The 18,429-nt window shown below is 69.1% G+C and carries 15 protein-coding genes; 10 read left to right on the top strand and 5 right to left on the bottom strand.

From position 1 onward, the window contains the following. Positions 1–2,310, top strand: coding sequence for a KGGVGR-motif variant AAA ATPase (locus B0F77_RS34570; protein ID WP_143467041.1), 2,310 nt, complete (start codon positions 1–3; stop codon positions 2,308–2,310). On the opposite strand, the gene B0F77_RS34565 is transcribed toward B0F77_RS34570, so the two are convergent. After that, entirely contained in the window at positions 2,283–3,485 is a 1,203-nt protein-coding gene (locus tag B0F77_RS34565) for an FAD-binding protein (protein WP_086667240.1), read from the bottom strand. The two genes, B0F77_RS34570 and B0F77_RS34565, sit on opposite strands and share 28 nt — an antisense overlap. A 96-nt stretch (positions 3,486–3,581) precedes the next feature. Between B0F77_RS34565 and B0F77_RS34560 the strand changes: the two genes are divergently transcribed. Genes B0F77_RS34560 through B0F77_RS34550 form a run of 3 tightly spaced genes read left to right on the top strand, consistent with a single transcriptional unit; the run spans position 3,582 to position 5,940 of the window. Further along, positions 3,582–4,568, top strand: a complete 987-nt coding sequence (locus B0F77_RS34560) for a methyltransferase (protein ID WP_086667239.1) — start codon at positions 3,582–3,584, stop codon at positions 4,566–4,568. A gap of 36 nt (positions 4,569–4,604) precedes the next feature. Next, complete coding sequence (locus tag B0F77_RS34555) at positions 4,605–5,603, top strand: hypothetical protein (RefSeq protein WP_086667238.1); 999 nt, start codon at positions 4,605–4,607, stop codon at positions 5,601–5,603. Next, positions 5,581–5,940 (top strand): glycosyl hydrolase family protein, encoded by a 360-nt coding sequence (locus tag B0F77_RS34550; protein WP_086667237.1) that lies wholly within the window; start codon positions 5,581–5,583, stop codon positions 5,938–5,940. The genes B0F77_RS34555 and B0F77_RS34550 overlap by 23 nt, the downstream gene beginning before the upstream one ends. On the opposite strand, the gene B0F77_RS34545 is transcribed toward B0F77_RS34550, so the two are convergent. After that, positions 5,930–6,724: a siderophore-interacting protein gene (locus tag B0F77_RS34545; RefSeq protein ID WP_086667236.1), complete on the bottom strand. Its 795-nt coding sequence runs from the start codon at positions 6,722–6,724 to the stop codon at positions 5,930–5,932. The two genes, B0F77_RS34550 and B0F77_RS34545, sit on opposite strands and share 11 nt — an antisense overlap. Beyond that, complete coding sequence (locus B0F77_RS34540) at positions 6,721–8,979, bottom strand: ATP-binding cassette domain-containing protein (RefSeq protein WP_086667235.1); 2,259 nt, start codon at positions 8,977–8,979, stop codon at positions 6,721–6,723. Before B0F77_RS34540 ends, B0F77_RS34545 begins: the two co-directional genes overlap by 4 nt. A gap of 79 nt (positions 8,980–9,058) precedes the next feature. On the opposite strand from B0F77_RS34540, the gene B0F77_RS34535 reads away from it, so the two are divergent. The 4 genes from B0F77_RS34535 to B0F77_RS34520 all read left to right on the top strand — a co-directional run bounded on the left by B0F77_RS34535 (position 9,059) and on the right by B0F77_RS34520 (position 12,965). Beyond that, positions 9,059–9,832, top strand: coding sequence for a TetR/AcrR family transcriptional regulator C-terminal domain-containing protein (locus tag B0F77_RS34535; RefSeq protein WP_086667234.1), 774 nt, complete (start codon positions 9,059–9,061; stop codon positions 9,830–9,832). Positions 9,833–9,878: 46 nt separating this feature from the next. Next, positions 9,879–10,250 (top strand): hypothetical protein, encoded by a 372-nt coding sequence (locus tag B0F77_RS34530; protein WP_143467040.1) that lies wholly within the window; start codon positions 9,879–9,881, stop codon positions 10,248–10,250. A 45-nt stretch (positions 10,251–10,295) separates the two neighbouring features. Continuing rightward, complete coding sequence (locus B0F77_RS34525; RefSeq protein ID WP_086667232.1) at positions 10,296–11,342, top strand: alpha/beta hydrolase family protein; 1,047 nt, start codon at positions 10,296–10,298, stop codon at positions 11,340–11,342. Positions 11,343–11,417: 75 nt separating this feature from the next. Then, positions 11,418–12,965, top strand: coding sequence for an outer membrane protein assembly factor BamB family protein (locus tag B0F77_RS34520; RefSeq protein ID WP_086667231.1), 1,548 nt, complete (start codon positions 11,418–11,420; stop codon positions 12,963–12,965). On the opposite strand, the gene B0F77_RS34515 is transcribed toward B0F77_RS34520, so the two are convergent. Both B0F77_RS34515 and B0F77_RS34510 read right to left on the bottom strand, forming a co-directional pair. Continuing rightward, positions 12,945–15,551, bottom strand: coding sequence for an AfsR/SARP family transcriptional regulator (locus B0F77_RS34515; RefSeq protein ID WP_143467039.1), 2,607 nt, complete (start codon positions 15,549–15,551; stop codon positions 12,945–12,947). The two genes, B0F77_RS34520 and B0F77_RS34515, sit on opposite strands and share 21 nt — an antisense overlap. A 16-nt stretch (positions 15,552–15,567) precedes the next feature. Beyond that, positions 15,568–16,647 carry an epoxide hydrolase family protein gene (locus B0F77_RS34510; protein WP_086667229.1) on the bottom strand — a complete coding sequence of 360 codons (1,080 nt, stop codon included), beginning with the start codon at positions 16,645–16,647 and terminating at the stop codon, positions 15,568–15,570. A gap of 43 nt (positions 16,648–16,690) precedes the next feature. Between B0F77_RS34510 and B0F77_RS34505 the strand changes: the two genes are divergently transcribed. Together B0F77_RS34505 and B0F77_RS34500 are read left to right on the top strand one after the other, a co-directional pair. Continuing rightward, positions 16,691–17,629 (top strand): helix-turn-helix transcriptional regulator, encoded by a 939-nt coding sequence (locus B0F77_RS34505; protein ID WP_086667228.1) that lies wholly within the window; start codon positions 16,691–16,693, stop codon positions 17,627–17,629. A 69-nt stretch (positions 17,630–17,698) separates the two neighbouring features. After that, on the top strand, positions 17,699–18,346 hold the full coding sequence (locus tag B0F77_RS34500) for a PP2C family protein-serine/threonine phosphatase (RefSeq protein ID WP_245849024.1): 648 nt from the start codon (positions 17,699–17,701) through the stop codon (positions 18,344–18,346). Positions 18,347–18,429: the final 83 nt, after the last annotated feature.

Genomic DNA, 18,429 nt, shown 5'->3' with positions numbered 1-18,429 from the left:
GTGATCGTCACGTTCTACTCGTACAAGGGCGGCGTCGGACGCTCCTTCTGCCTGGCCAACGTCGCCGTGCAGCTCGCCCGCTGGGGCAACCGCGTCCTGTGCGTGGACTTCGACCTGGACGCGCCGGGCCTGCACGAGTACTTCAAGCCGTACCTGTCGACTCTGCACGACGGCGGGCTGGTCGAGGTGGTGGCCGGGGACGCCGACTGGACCGATGTCGTCGAGCCCGTGTTCGTGCCCGACGCCGAACGCCTGTCGCTGCTCGCGGCGGGTGCGATGGACTCCTCGTACCCCGACCGCGCGCAAGCGTTGTCGTGGCCGGATCTCTTCGCCGACCACGACCTGGGCTGGCGGTTCGAGAAGATCCGCGCGGAGTGGGAAGAGCAGTTCGACTACGTCCTGATCGACAGCCGCACCGGCATCACCGACATCGGCGGCATCTGCACCGCCCAGCTGCCGGACGTTCTCGTGTTGTGCGCTGTACCGAACCGGCAGAACCTGACCGGCACGCTGGAGGTGGCCCGGCGGGCGGCGGAAGCGCGCGACAAGCTGCCGTACGACCGGGCCGGGTTGCTGTACCTGCCGGTCGTGTCGCGGTTCGACGGCAAGGAGGAGTACGAGCGGGCGCGGAAGTGGCGGGCGACGATGGCCGAGCAGTTCGCGCCGTTGTACGCGAGCTGGTTGCCGGCTGATCAGGGTGACGAGCAGGCCGAGTTGGGGTTGGTGGAGCGCACCACCGTGCCGTACTTGCCGTACTGGAGCTTTGGCGAAGAGATCGCTGTTGTTGACGAACGCAGCGGCAGTCCTGACACGGTCTCGTACTACATGGACAACATCGCGGCGTTGCTCGCACACCGCCTTGCCGACGCGGATGTGCTGGTGAGCAGTCGTGACACCTATGTCTCGGCCGCTCGCGAACGAGGCCGCCGCGAGAGCGGTCAAGGTTTCCGCTACGACTTCCTGGTGCACGGCACGTCTGAACGGGCCGCGGAGCTGCACGAAGATCTGCTCGAGTTCGGTGTGCGGAGCGTGCGGGGACGGCTCGCGGAGCTGCCGATGGTGCGGCACTTCGTCGTCGTCGACCCGCCCGAACGAGCGTCGGCCGGCATCCAGGAGATCCTCGACCAGGTGCAGCTCGACCCCGGCCGCCTGGTGATGGTGGTGGGGGAGGCGCCGAAACAGCTCTCCTCGGCGCACCCGATCAGCGGGTCGGCGGTGGACGTGGTGAGCGCGGTGCCCGCCGAGGACATGGGACCGCATTGGGAAGAGGTGCTCGTCTCGGCCGCCAGACGCCTCATGTACAGGGGCGAACTGGCCGCCGCCCACGCGCTGGCCGGTCGGGCGCTGGAGGTCGCGGAGTCGCCGATCCGGGCATTGCTGCTGCGTGGTGAGCTGGCTTGGGGGCTCGGCCGACTCGGGGACGCCGAGATCGACCTGAGTCGTGTGCTCGATCTTTCGACGTCGAACTCGTTCGAGGCGCAACGTGCTCACCGGTTGCTCGGCGAGATCTACCGCGACCGGGGCGATCTCGCGTCCGCCGTCGACCACTTCCAGGCGGCTCTGGAGGCCGGCGGCAGTGATCGTGAGCAGGCGCTGGTGCATCGGGAGCTCGCCCGCATGGAGCTGCGGGCGGGGCGGACCGACTCGGCACTGAGTCATCTCGGCACTGCTCGTGAGCGCAGTGCGGGTGACGTCGTCCTGGAGGCACAGGTGGCCTTCGAGCTGGGGTCGATGCTGGTCGATCGGGGTCACGTCGAGGCGGCAGGCCGGCAGTTGGTCGACGCGGTCGAGTGGAACTCGTTGCCGCTCGACGACCAGGTCACCGCGTTGCGTCAGCTCGCGTACCTGGAGACCGTCGCCGGGAGGCAGCGCGGGGCCGAGGAGTACCTGCGGCGCGCACGTGATGTGGCGGTGCAGTCGGAGGACAAGGCCGACATCGTCATCGAACTCGCGCGGCTGCGGGGCGGTCTCGACGCGATCCACGAGATCGCGACCGCCCTCCAGTCGCTCGACTCCAATGAACTCGTCGCGAGGGCGAGGCTGCTGGAAGCGTTGGGCAACCACTATCTCGACACGGCTCAGTCAGAGCCCGCCAGGGAAGCGTTCAGTGATGCCTACGAGGCGTTCCGTCGCCTCGACGATCGAGCGGGGCAGGTGCGTGCGTTGATCGGCCTGACCATGGCGCTGCGCTTCAGCGACATCGAGGTCGCTCGTCAAACCTGGGATGAGGCGCGGCGGTTGCTCACGCGGTTGCGCGGGCCCGAGGCGGACCTGTTGCGGCGTCAGCTGGACGCGGTCGAGCCGAAGTAGCGGGACAGGAAGTCGTTGCGGAACACGCCCTTCGGGTCGTGTTCGTTGATCAGCGCGCGGAAGGCGTCCCACTGCGGGTACCGGGCCGCCAGCAGCATCGGCGGCACCGTGAACAGCTTGCCCCAGTGCGGTCGCGGCGCGATGGCTTCTTCCAACCGGGGAAGGAGAGCCAGCACGGCGGGAGTGTTCGGCACCCAGGTGAAGTGGATCGCGAGGCTGTCGCGGTCGTACGCGGGGCTGAGCCACTGCGGTTCGGCCGACACCGTCCGGATCTCGCAGGCCTGCACCAACGGCGAGATGACGGTGGACATCTCGGCCAGCGCCCGCAGGGCCGTGACGGCACGGGTGCGCGGGACGAAGTACTCGGTCTGCAGTTCCTGCCCCACCGACGGGGTGAACTCGGCGCGGAAGTGGGGTAGTCGCTCGTGCCACGGGCCGGGCACGCCGCCCTGCAGCGTGCAGTGCGCGGGAGGCTGGCCGACGACCGGGTGCCGCGGGCCGTCGGCGGGGCGGCCGGGGAAGTCGAAGGGCTCGTCGCCCACGCGGTGCTTGACGAACAGCGTCGCGCCGCCCTGCCAGTCGATGAACGCGCTCACGCTGTAGGCGCCGTCGAAGATCTGTTCCGCCTGGACGAGCAGCGTGGTCCAGGCGACGTCCTCGTAGACGGTCTGGGCCACCTCGAACGACGGCACCACGTCCAGGGTCACGGTCGTGATCACGCCCAGGCCGCCGAGCGACACCGGGGCGCCAGCGGAGGTCAGGTCGACTGTGGAGCCGTCGGCCCGCATGACCTCGACCGCGGTGACCGCGCCGGCCAGCGAGCGGCTGCCGGAGCCGTGGGTGGCGGTGGCGACCGCGCCGGCGATGGTGATGTGCGGCAACGACGGCAGCGTGTGCAGGGCCAGTCCCGCATCGAAGAGCCTCGGTGCCAGCTGGGCGAGGGTCAGGCCGGCACCGACCCGCACGCTGCGGCCCGACACCTCGAAGACCTCCGGCATGGCTGTCAGCGACACCAGGGTGCCCGTGGTGTCGGCGACGGGGCTGAACGAGTGCCCGGACCCGACGACGTGCACCGCGGAGGAACCGCGGACGATCGCGCGCAGGTCGTCGGCCGAGGTCGGCGCCACGGCTTGGGCCGCGGTGAACGTGACGTTGCCCGCCCAGTTGGTCTTCATATGCACACGGTAAGCGTCCGGGGGTTCGGCGTCATTCTCCCTGTCGCTTCAGTGTCGACAGAAATGTAGTTGCCCGTGGTGGCAGGGTGGATCCACATGGGAAACGACGACGACGTACAGACGCTCCGACGGATGTCCGGCCTGGTCACGCCGATGGCGCTGCGGGTCGCGGTGACACTCGGCCTGCCGGACCGGCTGCGGGCCGAAGCTCCCGTCGCACTCCTGGCCACCGAACTCGACGTCAACCCGACAGCACTCGAACTGCTCCTCGGCCACCTCACCACGCTCGGCGTCGTCGAACGCACCGGCAACGGCTACCGGACCACCGAGTTCGGCGCGCTCCTCGGTGAAGACGCCGGCAACGGCCTGCACAACCTCCTGCACCACGACACCGCCGCCGGTCGCGCCGACCTGGCGTTCGTCGACCTGATCCACAGCGTCCGCACCGGCGAGGCCGCCTACCCGCTGCGCCACGGCCGGGACTTCTGGACCGACCTGGACGAGCAGCCGCACCTCCGCGCGGCGTTCGACCGGCAGATGACCTGGCGGATCGAGCAGTCGACCCCGCGGTTCGTGGCCGCCGTCGACTGGTCCCGGTTCGCCACGATCGTCGACGTCGGCGGCGGGCCCGGTGACCTGCTCACGGCCGTTCTCACCGCGCATCCCGAGGTGCGCGGTCATCTCGTCGACCTGGAGGTCGGTCCGGCCAGGCGGAACTTCGCCAGCCTCGAAGGCCGGGCGCAGGCGACGGAGGGCAGCTTCTTCGACCCGTTGCCCACCGGTGGCGACGCGTACGTGTTGTTCGACGTCCTGCACAACTGGGACGACGAGCAGGCGCACCGCGTCCTGGCCCGCGTCGTCGAGGCCATGCCGGCGCACAGCAGGCTGATCGTCGTCGAATCCATCCGAGGTATGGGGGTCAGTACCGAGATGGACCTGGTCATGCTGGTGCACTTCGGCGGGCGTGAGCGCAGCGTCGAGGAGTACGCGAACCTGGCGGAGCCACACGGTTTGACGCTCGATGCGGTAACTGAGGTAACGGAGACGCGCTGCGTGCTCGAATTCCGGAAACATCCGATCTAAGGTCGAAGGGCCGCCGCACGGACGAAGGGACTCCTGATGCGTCGTGCAGCGGTCATAGCGACCCTGTTGATCGTGGCGAGCGCACCACCGGTGCAGGCCGCGCCGGCGGTCGCGGTACGGGTGGATCCGGCGAGCACGAGCCAGGTCGGGCGGGACTTCGCCGGCTTCAGCTACGAGAAGGACCGGGTCGGCGCGCGGATGTTCAACGCCCGCAACGCCGACCTGGTCCGGCTCTTCCGGCTGCTCGGGCCGAGCCTGCTGCGCATCGGCGGCAACCTCGTGGACATGACCACCTGGAACCCGGCGGGCGCGGGCGGCAAGGCCGAGGAGGTCACCCCGGCGGACATCCGTGAGCTCGCGATCTTCGCCAAGGCCACCGGGTGGAAGGTCGTCTACGGCATCAACCTCAAGACCAACACGCCGGAGAACGCCGCCGACGAAGCCGCAGAAGCGGCGAAACAGCTCGGCACAGACCTGGTGGCGTTCGAGGTCGGCAACGAACCGAACGTCTACGTCAAGACGTGGCCGGAGTACGAGGCGCTCTTCACGAAGTTCGCCGACGCGATCAGGGCGAAGGTGCCCGGGGCGAGGTTCGACGGGCCCGGCCAGGCGAACAGCAGTTCCTGGGCGGAGGACTTCGCCCGCACGCAGAAGGACAGGGGCGTGCACATCCTGTCCACCCACGTGTACATCGCGAAGAACACCGAGGCCGACATCGCGAAGATGCTGGCGTCCAACTCCTCCGGCAGGCTGCCGAACATCTCGGCCGCCATGCAGAAGGCGTGGCAGAACCACGGGATCCCGCAGTGGCGCGTCACCGAGGCGAACAACTACTTCCACGGCGGCGCGGACGGCGTCAGCAACGTGCAGGCGGCGACGCCTGTGGTCGCTCGACTACATGTCGGGCGTCGCTGCGCGGCAAGGCTCGGGCATCAACTTCCACGGCGGCACGTCGACGCAGTTCCCGCTGCACTACTCGCCCATCCGCTTCGACGGGCTCAATCCCGTTGGCGTGCAGGCGGTTTACTACGGTGAGCTGCTGTGGAAGCTGGCCGGGCCCGGCGCGTACCACGCCGCGACCGTCAGCGGCGCCGACGAGGTCACGGCGTGGGGCATCGGCAACAACGCGTTCGTCAACAACAAGAAGACGACCGCGGTGACAGCGACGATCACGTTGCCCGCCAAGGCACGCAACGCCAGCGTCTACGTGTTGACCGCACCGGAGCTGGACTCCAAGGAGATCACGATCGCGGGGTCGAAGGTCGGGAAGAACGCGAAGTTCACGCCGAAACCCAAGCGGGTGAAGGTGACCGGTACGACGACCGCGGTCGACGTACCGGCCAACAGCGCCGTGCTGGTGGTCACTCGCTGAGCGCGGCGAGCCGTTCCTGCGCCTCGGCGAGGTCCTCGATGGTCGGGGCGTCGTCCTGGGTGAGGGCGCGCCGCCAGTAGCCGCCGAACTCGATGTCCTTCTTGGACACACCGAGGCCGACGAAGTGCCTGCGCAACGCGCGAACCGCAGAGGCCTCACCGCCGAGCCACACCCACACCGACGACGGCACCTCCACCGCCGATACCACTCTTGGCACCACCGAGACCAGGTCCTCCCCGGCGCTGCGGTGCACCCACCGCACGCCGGGGATGTCCTGCTGCTCCAACGGATCCGCGACCTCGACGAACGCGAGGAACCGCCGCGCCGAGGGCAGCAGTTCCAGCAGCGAGCCGATCGCGGGCAACGCCGTCTCGTCGCCGGCGAACACCAGCAGGTCCGCGGTGCCGAGCGGCCGGGCGTAGTCGGCGGACGGACCGAACCGTCCGATGACGTCACCCGGCTTGGCCACCGCGGCCCACGCCGACGCGGGGCCGTTGTCGCCGTGCAGCACGAAGTCCACGGTCAGCACGCCGTCGGCCAACGAACGCACGGTGAAGCTGCGCATCCACGGCCGTTCGGACTCGGGCATGGCCAGATATGCCTGATACCAGACACTCACGTCGGGTGACTCCGACACGAGCGCGGAGCCGCCAGGCTTGGGGAACAACAACTTCAGCTGCTGGTCCGGCCAGGTGCCGATGTCGGCGAGGCCGTCACCCGTGAAGGTCATCCGCGCCATGCGCGGGGTGATCGATCGGACCGAGGTGACCGTCAGCAGGCTCATGTCAGGTACTCCTTCAGGTGCTGGGCGGTCAGCGTGTCCGAGCCGGCCACGAGGTCGCCGGGCGTGCCGGTGAAGACGACCTGCCCGCCGTCGTGACCGGCGCCGGGACCCATGTCGACGATCCAGTCCGCGTGGGCCATGACGGCGAGGTGGTGCTCGATCACGATCACCGTGTTGCCGGCGTCGATCAGCTGGTCGAGCAGCCCGAGCAGTTGGTCGACGTCCGCGAGGTGCAGGCCGGACGTCGGTTCGTCGAGCACGTAGGTCGAGGCCTTCTCCGCCATGTGGATCGCGAGCTTCAACCGCTGGCGCTCGCCGCCGGACAGCGTGGTCAGCGGCTGGCCCAGCGACAGGTACGCCAGGCCGACGTCGTTCAGGCGCCCGAGCACCGCGTGCGCCTGGCCGGACGGGAAGAACTCGTGCGCCTCGGCCACGGACATGCCGAGCACCTCGCTGATGTTCTTGCCCCGCAACGTGTAGCGCAGCACCTCGGGGGTGAACCGCTTGCCCTCGCACTTCTCGCACACCGTCGCGACACCGGCCATCATCGCCAGGTCGGTGTAGACGAGCCCGATGCCCTTGCAGTTCTCGCAGGCTCCCTCGGAGTTCGCGCTGAACAAGGCCGCCTTCACACCGTTGGCCTTGGCGAAGGCGGTCCTGATCGAGTCGAGCAGGCCGGTGTAGGTGGCGGGGTTGGACCGGCGTGACCCGCGGATCGGTGACTGGTCGACCGTCACCACGTCCGGCCGCTTGCGCAAGGAGCCGTGGATCAGCGACGACTTGCCCGAGCCGGCCACGCCGGTGACGACGGTCAGCACCCCGAGCGGGAGGTCGACCGAGACGTCCTTCAGGTTGTTCGTCCGCGCGTCGCTGATCGTCAGAAAGCCTTGCGGGGAACGGAACTCCGGCCGCAGCTTGGCCCGGTGGCCGAGGTGCCGCCCGGTCAGCGTGCCGGACGTCCGCAGCCCGGCCACGTCACCGGAGTAGCAGACGTGCCCGCCACCCGCGCCCGCGCCGGGGCCGAGGTCGACGACGTGGTCGGCGATCTCGATGGTCTCCGGCTTGTGCTCGACGACGAGCACGGTGTTGCCCTTGTCGCGCAACCGGAGCAGCAGGTTGTTCATCCGCTGGATGTCGTGCGGGTGCAGGCCGACGGTCGGTTCGTCGAACACGTAGGTGATGTCGGTGAGCGACGATCCGAGGTGCCGCACCATCTTCACGCGCTGGGACTCGCCGCCGGACAGCGTCGCGGACTCGCGGTCGAGCGACAGGTAGCCGAGGCCGATCTCCACCAGCGAGTCCAGCGTGTCGCGCAACGTCGCCAGCAGCGGCGCGACCGACGGGTCGTCGATCGAGTGCACGAACCGGGCGAGGTCGCTGATCTGCATCGCGCAGCAGTCGGCGATGTTCACGCCGCGGATCTTCGAGCCGAGCGCCGCCTCGTTGAGCCGGGCGCCGCGGCAGTCACCGCAGGTCGTGAACGTGACGGCGCGGTCGACGAACGCCCGGACGTGCGGCTGCATCGACTCGCGGTCCTTGGACAGGATGGACTTCTGCAGCTTCGGGATCAGGCCCTCGTAGGTGACGTTGGTGCCGCCGATGTTGAGCTTCGTCGTCGGCTTGTACAGGAAGTCGTGCAGTTCCTGCTCGGTGAACTCGGCGATGGGCTTGTCGGGGGAGTAGAGCCCGGAGTTGGCGAGCACCTGCCAGTACCAGGTGCCGACGCCGTAGTTCGGGGCGTCGATCGCGCCCTCGTTCAACGACTTCGAGCGGTCCACGATCGCGTCGACGTCGATGGTGGTGACCTTGCCCAGGCCCTCGCAGGCCGGGCACATGCCCTCAGGCAGGTTGAAGCTGAACGCGCCGGACGTGCCGACGTGCGGCTTGCCGAGCCGGCTGAACACGATCCGGAGCATCGTGTGCGCGTCGGTGGCCGTGCCGACGGTGGAACGGGAGTTCGCCCCCATTCGCTCCTGGTCGACGATGATCGCCGCGCTCAGGTTGTGCAGCGCGTCGACGTCCGGGCGCCCGATCGACGGCATGAAGGACTGCAGGAACGCGGTGTAGGTCTCGTTGATCATGCGCTGCGACTCGGCCGCGATCGTGCCGAAGACCAGCGAGGACTTGCCGGAGCCGGACACGCCGGTGAAGACGGTGAGGCGGCGCTTCGGGACGTCGAGCGACACGTTCGCGAGGTTGTTCTCCCTGGCCCCGCGGACCTGGATCACGTCATGGCTGTCGGCGACAGCGTTCACCCTGGTTCCCCCAAAATGATTCTTTATGCCGTAAAGTATCGACCAACGAGGTTACTTTACGTCGTAAGGAGTTGCAACCGTGGTCGTCTACGCAGGTCAGGGCGATCCGCGCCGGTCCATCGAACTGCTCTGGCGCGGGACGGTCGCGGAGAACCGGCCGGGCCCGAAGCCCGGACTGAGCGTGGATTCGATCGTCGACGCCGGCATCGCGGTCGCCGACGAGCAGGGCATGGCCTTCTCGATGCGCGCGGTGGGGGAGCGCCTCGGCCGCACGGCGATGGCCCTCTACACGTACGTGCCGGGCAAGAACGAGCTCGTCGACCTCATGTACGACCGCACGATGGCCGAGCTGCCGACCAGTTACTCACTTGAGGACGGCTGGCGGCCCGCCGTCACGCAGTGGGCGCACGACATGTGGGAGTGCTACAGCCGTCATCCGTGGGTGCTGCAGGTGTCGCAGGCACGTCCGGTGCTCGGCCCGCACGAGTTCGCGGTGATCGAGGCGCTGGCCGCGATCCTGGTGTCCACCGGTCTGCCCGGACGCGAACTGCGCGGCATCGTCGGTGCCATCAACTACTTCGTCCGTGGCGCCGCCCAGACCGTCGCCGAGGCGCGCGCCGCGGGTGGCGCGACCGGCGAGGCGGACGAGGAGTGGTGGTACGCGCGGTCCGCCGTGCTGCTGGAGATGGAGCCTGACCTCGAAAAGAGGTTCCCGATGCTGCACGTTCTCGAGAACGATCGAGAGCCGATCGATCCGGAACTGCCTTATCTGGAGAACGACGCCGTGGAGAACTTCCGCAGCGGACTGAGGGTGTTGCTGGACGGCGTCGAGGGCGCTGTGGCAAAACCGTGACAATTCCCGGACCTTCGGCGCACATGAGATCGATGAGATCGTGCTCATGGCAATCGGCAGACTCATGTTGGCTGTCGCGTGCGCGCTGGTCCTGACCGCGCCGAGCACGGCAGCCTCGACGTCGTCGCAGGTCTACCGGCCCGCGATCATGCGGATGGAGTACACCGTCGGCGCGTTGACCGCAGTGGTGCACGCGCCGCGCACCCTCGTCGGCGAGCGGCCGATCGTGTTCGACTACCGGGCGGACGACAACCACGCGCAGACGCTGGCGCGGCGGGGGTTCATCGTGGTGCTGGTGCGCGACCCCGCCGTCCTGACCAGGCATCTGGAGCTGTGGCGCGACCTGCACGAGCGCACCGGTCCGCTGGTGGAGAGGTTCGCCGGGTTCGCCGGCCACTTCGCTGTGGCAGAACCGTGACAGACCGCTCACAGGACGCCCACAAGTAATCGATGAGATCACCGCATGGCAATCGGAAAAGCCGCGGCCGCCGTCGTGCTGGCGATGGCGCTGACCGCCCCGACCACCTCCGCCGCACCCGACGGGTACGGCTCCGGAGTCAGAACGGTCGAGTACTCGCTCGGTGATCGGGCATTTCAGGTGCCCGAGTTTCACACCGGACCGGACGGCCCCGTCGCGGATCTCGAACTCACCGCGGTCGTGCACGCCCCGCGCACGCTCGTCGGCAAACGGCCGTTGGTGCTGCTCGCGCACGGTTACTGGAAAACGTGCAGAAGCGAGGAGGAGTGGCTCTGGCCGTGCCCGAAGAACGACTCCTTCCCGAGCTACCGGGGCTACGACTACCTGGCAGAAGAGCTGGCACGCCAGGGTTTCGTGGTCGTGTCGCTGAGCGCGAACGGCGTCAACGCGGGAGAGCTCGGCCAACCGGCGGACATCGCCCGCGCGCGACTGATGAGCAAGCATCTCGAACTGTGGCGTGACCTCAACGACGGCAAGGGGCCGCTCGTCCAGCAGCTGCACGGGTTCCGCGGTCACGTCGACCTCACGAACGTCGGCACGCTCGGCCACTCGCGCGGCGGCCGTGGCGCGGTCTACCAGGCCTCGGACCAGCACGTCACCGAACTGCCGGCCGGCGTGCGGATCAGGGCGGTGCTCCCGCTGGCCCCGGCCGGGTACTACGCGCCGGATCCGGAGGCGCCGGAGAACCTCGACTACCGCATCACGAAGATCCCGTTCGCGGTCATGACCGGAGAGTGCGACGCGGTGCTGCAACAGTCAGCCGGCTACGTCACCAACGCGCAGGGCCGCAACCTGGTCCCGATCCACCGCGTCACGCCGAAGCGCGCGAACCACAACTTCTTCAACACCGAGTGGTCCTACGACAACGACGGTTCCTGCCAGGGCACCGGCCTGAGCCCCGAGCAGCAACGAAAGGTGGCCACCACCTACATCCCCGCGTTCTTCCGCCAGTACCTGTACGGCGGGCAGAACCCGATCGTCAGCCGGGGTTATCCAGGCGTCGACGTTGTGACACATCAACCGATCGGTTAGGCCTCAACGAGACTTTGTGGGGACGCGTTCCCCCTTCCGCTGCTGCCAGGGTGAGCGGTGGAAGGGGGAAATTCCATGCTCAGAACCACAGCGCTGCTCACGGCAGCGCTAGTAGTGCTGACCGCTTCACCCGCCACGGCACATTCCGGCGGTGACTGGGCCGGTTGGCAGAAGGATCCCAACGGTTCCCGGCACAACTCCGCGGAGTGGCGCCTCAACCAGAACAACGCGGGCAAGCTCAAGCTGAAGTGGGCGTTCGCCCATCCCAAGGGCGAGTTCAACGCCGTCCGCAGCCAGCCGGCCGTCGTCGGCGACACCATCTACTTCGGTGGCCCCGACGGCAGGTTCCACGCCCGCGACAAGCACACCGGCACCGCCAGGTGGGAGTTCACGCTCCCGCCCGCCGCCCGGTACGCGTACAACTCCGACGGGCCGACCGTCAGCAACGGCAAGGTGTTCTTCGGTGACAGCGCGGGCCGGTTGTTCGCGCTCGACCAGCGGACCGGCCAGAAGCGCTGGCAGGCGCAGATGGACGCCACCATCGCCTCGATGACGACCAGCTCGCCGATCGTCCACAACGGACTGGTGTACGTCGGCACGTCCAGCAGCGAGAACGTGCTGCCGCGCGACTACGCGTGCTGCACCTTCCGCGGCCACATCGACGCCTACGACATCGACACCGGCGCGCTGGTCTGGCGCCACTACACGGTGCCGGAACCGGTCGAGGTCGGCACGTGGCCCAACGGCGCCAAGCGCTTCGAGCCGTCCGGCGTCGGGGTGTGGAGCTCGCCGGTGATCGACCGCAGGACCGGCACGCTCTACGTCGGCACCGGTCAGAACTACACCGGCAAGGGCGGCGAGTTCGACTCGCTGCTCGCTCTGAACGCCCGCACCGGCGCGGTGAAGTGGACCAACCAGGTCACCGACGCCGACACGTGGCGCGGGGCCTGCAACGAGCCCGATCCCGAGGGCTACTGCCCTGGCCTGAAGGACAACACCAACCTCGACTACGACATCGGTGCCACACCGAACCTGTTCGAGGTGGGCGGCAGGCAACTCGTCGGCGTAGGCCAGAAGTCCGGTGTCTACCACGTGTTCGACGCCGCGACGGGGCAGGTCGTGTGGCGCCGGCAGCTCGGTTCACCGTGGCCCAGCGCCGGCATCGGCGGCATCCAGTGGGGTTCGAGCTACGACGGCAAGCGGCTCTACATCGCCACCTACGCCGCCGATCCCGGCAAGCTGTTCGCGGTGGATCCCGCCACCGGCAACGTTTTGTGGGAGACCCCGGCACCTGAGGACGGTTGCTCCACGGGTGGCGCGGCCGGCCAGCCCGGGTGCGGGCCGGCACACGGCGTTCCGGTGTCCAGCTCGCCCGGGGTGGTGTGGCTGGGTGCGCAGGACGGCAAGTTCCGCGCGTACAACGCCAAGACCGGCAAGATCCTGTGGTCCTACGACACCGTGCAGGACGTGCGCGGGGTCAACGGACTCACCGGGCGCGGCGGTGTCATGGCCGGGCCGGGCACGGGTGCGGTGGTGTCGGACGGCATGGTCTACGTCCAGTCCGGCTACTACTCGGACTGGGTGAACCCCAACGGTTCCGTGCTACTCGCGTTCGGCCTGTAGTTTGGCGCGGACGCCGTCCGTCGGCAGGCCGGCTTCCGCGCGCAGTTCGAGAGATCGTTGCCAGGCAAGGCGAGCCTGCTCGGCGTCACCCGCCACCGCGTGGGTGTCGCCGAGCCGGTCGCAGGCCGTCGCTTCGTTCGGACGGTCGCCACCGAGCCGGAAGTACTCGGCGGACCGCGTGAAGGCGTGCGCCGCGCGTTGGTGATCGCCCAGACCGAGGTGTGCCACGCCCAGGTTGTCCCACGTCTCGGCCTGGCCGATGATGTGGTTCATCGCCTGCCACATCGGCATGACGCGCTCCGAGTACTCGACGGCGCTGGCATGTTCGCCGAGCTTGCTGTGCCCCCACGCGAGGCCGGTCAGCGCGTTGGCCTGCCCGTACTGGTCGCCGCACTCCTCGAACAACGCGAGCCCGCGCCGTGTGTACTCCATCGCCTCGGCCATCTTGTCGTCCGGGCACAGCATCGCGATGTTCAACAGCACCGCGGCCTGGCCCGCCGGGTTGCCCTCGTAGACGTCGAACGCCCGCTCCAGCGCCACCGTGGCCTCGTCGAGCCGTTTCAGCCTGCCGAACCCGCGGCCGAGGTTGATCAGCATGGCGCCCAGGCCGGCGGGGTCGTCGAGCTGTTCCAGCGCGGCGACCGCGAGCTGCTGGGAGGTCAGCAGATCGCGGTAGTGGGCCTGGCGCGAGAGCACGTCGGAGAGCGACCAGCCCATGAGCCACGTCTGCGTCGGGGTGCCGTGCGGCATGGCCGCCATCAACGTCGGATGCTCTGCCAGCAGCCAGGTGAAGGCTTCTTCGAGCGTGTGGAACGACGTGACGACCACGCCGGCCGCCGGTGCTGGGACGGCCGGGCGGTGGCGGCTGGGGGTGAACACGGCGCCCGCCTCGACGCCGGTCAGCGCGAGGTGGTCGAGCAACCGGTGCAGCGCTTCGTCGCGTTCAGTGGGCAGCGCCAGCTCGGCCGCGTAGTCGCGCAGCAGGTCGTGGCACGTGAACCGGCCCGGTTCCGGCTCGTCGATCAGGTTCGCCCTGGCCAGTTCCTCCAGCAACGTCGAGGTCTCCGGCATCGAAAGCCCCGCCAGCGACGCCGCGCCCGCCAGGCTGATGTCCGGGCCCGGCATGAGCCCCAGCAGCCGGAACAACCGCAGCCCCGCCGGGCTCAACGCCTTGCAGGAGTGGGAGAACACCGAACGCAGGTCCGCGGTCACGTCATCGTCGTCGGCGAACGCGTCCAGGTCGGCCAGTTCGTCCGCGAGCGTGGCCAGCGGGAACTGCGGCTGCGTGGCCGCCCGCGCCCCGGCCACCGCGAGCGCCAGCGGAAGCCGGGCGCAGCGGCGGATTACGGTGTCGACCGCGTCCGGCTCGGCGTGCGCGCGGTCGTGGCCGATCCGGGCGGCCAGCAGTTCGCGGGCGTCGTCGGGTGGCAGCAGACCCAGCGGCAACGAATGCGCGTGCGCGGGCTTCAACGCGGTCCGGCTGGTGATCACCACGTGCGTGTCCGGCGTGCGCGGCAGCAACGGTTCGACCTGGTCCGCGTCGGTCGCGTTGTCCAGCACCATGAGCACCCGCTTGCCGGCGAGCGCGTCCCGCAGCAACGCGGCCTGCCCGGCCAGGTCGTGCGGCACCTGCGTGCGCGGCACGTCGAGCGCCGAGAGGAACCGCAGCAGGGCGTCGCCGGGACTCACCGCCGCGCCGCTCGGCCCGAACCCGTGCAGGTTCACGTAGAGCTGCCCGTCCGGGAACCGTTCCGCCGCCCGGTGCGCCCAGTGCACGGCGAGCGAGGTCTTGCCGACCCCGCCCGTGCCGGTGATCACCACGACGCCGTTCGGCGCCTGGTCCAGTTCCGCCAGCTCCAGCGCCCGGCCCGTGAACGACTTGGGCGGCGCGGGCAGCTGCCGAGGCGCGGAGGCGGCCTGCAGACGCCGGTGCAACGTCAGCAGGGGCCGCGACGGTTCGGCGCCCAGCTCGTCGGCCAGCCGGGCCCGCACGATCTCGAAGTGCCGCAACGCTTCCGCCGCGCGCCCGCTGCCGTGCAACGCCTCGATCAGCTGGGCGGCGATCCGCTCGTCCAACGGCCGGTCCGCGGCCAGCGCCTGCAGCTCCGGCACCAGCTCGGTGTGCTCACCGGAGTGCAGCCGCGCGCCGATGTGGTCGAGCCGGGCGGCGAGCAGCTCGTCCGCGAACTCCGCGCGGACGTGCCTGGCCCACGGGGTGTCCAGTGTGGACAACAGTTCGGCCTCGGCGAGCTCCAGCGCCTGCGCGGTTCGCCCGGTGCGCACGAGGTGCCGGAACAGGTGCAGATCGATCTCCAGTGGATCGACCCGCACCGCGTATCCGTTGCCCTCGCGCTGGATCAGGCCCGGCAACGTCTGCCGCAACCGGGCCAGCCAGGTCTGCATCATCGCGCGGGCACGGGGCGGCGGCGCGTCCCCCAGCACGCGCTCGACCAGCTCGTCGGCGCCGACCACCCGCCCGGCGTCGACGAGCAGCACGCCCAGCAGTGTTCCGAGCCGCGTCGGACCGAACTCGGTCGTGCGGCCGTCCACTTGAGCCGTCACCCCGCCGAACACCCTGAACCGCACGGTGATCACCGTAGCGTCATTCAAAAAGAAAAACCTTTCGCAGTTCGCTCACCATCAGCTCCGGCACCTCCAATGCCGCGAAGTGCCCACCCCGTTGCATGTCGGTCCACCGCACGACGTTGTGGTTGCGCTCGGCCATCCGCCGGATCGGCACACCCACGTCGTACGGGAACACCGCCACCGACGTCGGCGTCGGCGAATCGGGCTCGAGCTCACCCCACGTCTCGTCCCCCTCCTGGTAGTAGCGCGCCGACGAGCCCGCGGTCCGGGTGAACCAGAAGATCGACGCGTTCGTCAGCACCGCGTCGAGGGGTACCCCGATCTCCGGGTCGCTCCACGTGCGGAACGTCCATTCGATCCACTCGAGCTGCGCGACGGCTGAGTCGGTGAGCGCGTAGGCGACCGACTGCGGCCGGGTGCCCTGCATCGACGCGTACCCGAACTGTTCGAACTCGTACTTGTACGCCTTCTCCACCGACCTCCGCTCGGCCTCGACGGTCAGGTCCGCCGTCTCCTGGGTGACACCGGCGGAGAAGATCTGGTTGACGTGGATCGCCCGGACCTCCTCGCGCATCCCGAGTTCGCGGGTGAGCTTGGCGCCGAAGTCGAAGCCGTGCGCGACGTACCGGTCGTAGCCGAGGCGCCGCATCAGCTCGGCGACCACGCCGGCGACGCGGGGGATGGTCCAGCCGAGTTCGCGCGTCGGACCGGAGAACCCGAAGCCGGGCACTGACGGGATCACCAGGTGGAAGTCGCGGCTCAGCGGCTCGATCATCTCCGCGAACGCGAAGCACGTCGTCGGCCAGCCGTGCGTGAGCAACAGCGGTTCAGCGTTTTCCTTGGCACTGCGGACGTGGATGAAGTGCAGTGGCGTCCCGTCGATCTCGGTGAGGAACTGCGGGATCTTGTTGAGCCGCCGCTCCTGCTCACGCCAGTCGAAGTTTCGCCACTGGCTCGCCAGCTCTCGCAGGTGTGCCAGTGGCGTGCCCTGTGCCCAGGACGCTCCGGCGGGCGAGTCCGGCCAGCGGGTCTGGTCGAGGCGGCGGTGCAGGTCGTCGACGTCGGACTGGGGGATGTTGATCTCGAACGGCTTCATGATCGTGACGCTAGGAGTACTGTAGGACAGATATGGTCCTACAGTGCCTTCTGCTCGATTGCTGAAGTTGCTCGGGTTGTTGCAGTCGCGGCGCGAGTGGTCGGGAAGCGAGCTCGCGGACCGGCTGGGCGTCACCACGCGCACCGTCCGGCGGGACATCGACAAGCTCCGGGCGCTCGACTACCCGGTGCACGCGTCGATGGGCACGTCCGGCGGCGGCTACCGGCTCGGTTCGGGCGCGCGGTTGCCACCGTTGCTGCTGGACGACGACGAGGCGGTGGCCGTGGCGGTCGGGCTGCGGACCGCGAGCGGCATCGAGAACATCGGCGAGACGGCCGTGCGCGCGTTGCTGAAGGTCGAGCAGGTGCTGCCGTCGGCGTTGCGGCACCAGGTGGCCGCCTTGGAGATCGCGACCGTGCCGCACACCGGGCCGGCCGCGCTGGTGGACGCGTCGTTGCTGACCCTGGTCGGCACGGCCTGCCGCGACCGGCAACGGATCCGGTTCGCCTACACCGGCCACTCGGGGGAGGAATCTCAGCGCGAGGCCGAGCCGCACCGGTTGGTCACGTGGGGCAGGCGGTGGTATTTGGTCGCGTGGGACGTGTTGCGGGACGACTGGCGGACATTTCGGCTCGATCGGATGAGCGTGCGGACCCCGTTCGGTGCGCGGTTCACGCCTCGTGAGATTCCCGGCGGTGATGCGGGGGCGTTCGTGGCCGCGCGGGTCGCCGATCGGTGGCCGGTGCAGGGCGTCGTGCGACTGAGCGTGCCTGCGGAGGAGGCCGTGGAGTGGCACAGCTACGGCGAGGTTTTGGCTGTGGACGAAACCTCGTGCCACGTTCGGGTCGGTGGCGAGACGATGGACGACGTGGTGTTCATGCTCGCGAGCATCACCGTCGACTTCGAGGTCGTCTCGCCGCCGGAATTGTCCGATGCGCTGATCCGGGCGGCGGACCGGTTTCGTCGGGCGGCGAAACTCTAGAGGTTTTCTCAGGGTGCTGACAGCAGACTCCTAGGCACGCGCGGCTTAGTGGAGTCAGGGAGGTCCGCCATGCTGATCGATCGCACCATGCCACTGGGCACCGCGTTAACCGTGACCTACGCGTCGGACCGTGGACCGCGCACGCACAATGCCGACGCGTACGCCACCAACGGCCGCCGCACGTTCGTCATCGCCGACGGCGTGGGTGACTCCGCTTCGGCCGTCGAAGCCGCGCACGCCGCCGCGCAGGCCGCCGCTCTGCTCACCGACCCGGTCGCCGCCGTTCTCGCCGCCCGTGACGCCGTCCAGGTGCACTCGGGCGACGCGGTGATCGTGGTCGCCGTCGCCCGTCCGGATGGGGGCTTCGACGTGGCGTGGGCCGGCGACGCCCGTGCGTACGCATCCAACGGTGTGGAACTCGTGCAGCTCACGACCGACCACACCGTGGCCGAGTACTTCCGCGAACGCGGTGTCGTGCCACAACCGCGGTTGGAGCACATCGTGACGAACACGGTCCGGCACGCCACGCCGGAGAACATCGGGCGGGCGGCGACGCAGGCGTCCCGGCTCGTGCTCGCGTCCGACGGGGTGTACGGACCGTTGGGGCACAACGGCATCGAGGCGATCCTGGCTGGGCGCGCGTCGGCGGAGCGATTGGTGAGAGCGGCTCTCTACGCGGGTGGGACGGACAACGCCACGGCGCTCGTCGTCAGCTAGTGGCGCGTCGCGGCTCAGTTCAGCCGCTTGCCCAGTCGATGAAGGGACCCTTCATCGACCAGAGGTGGATGAAGGGTCCCTTC

The sequence above is a fragment of the Lentzea kentuckyensis genome, from assembly GCF_002150765.1.
In the GTDB taxonomy this organism is placed as follows: Bacteria; Actinomycetota; Actinomycetes; order Mycobacteriales; family Pseudonocardiaceae; genus Lentzea; species Lentzea kentuckyensis.
The sequence above is the reverse complement of the archived record's forward strand: the minus strand, read 5'-3'. Positions and strand labels throughout refer to the sequence as shown.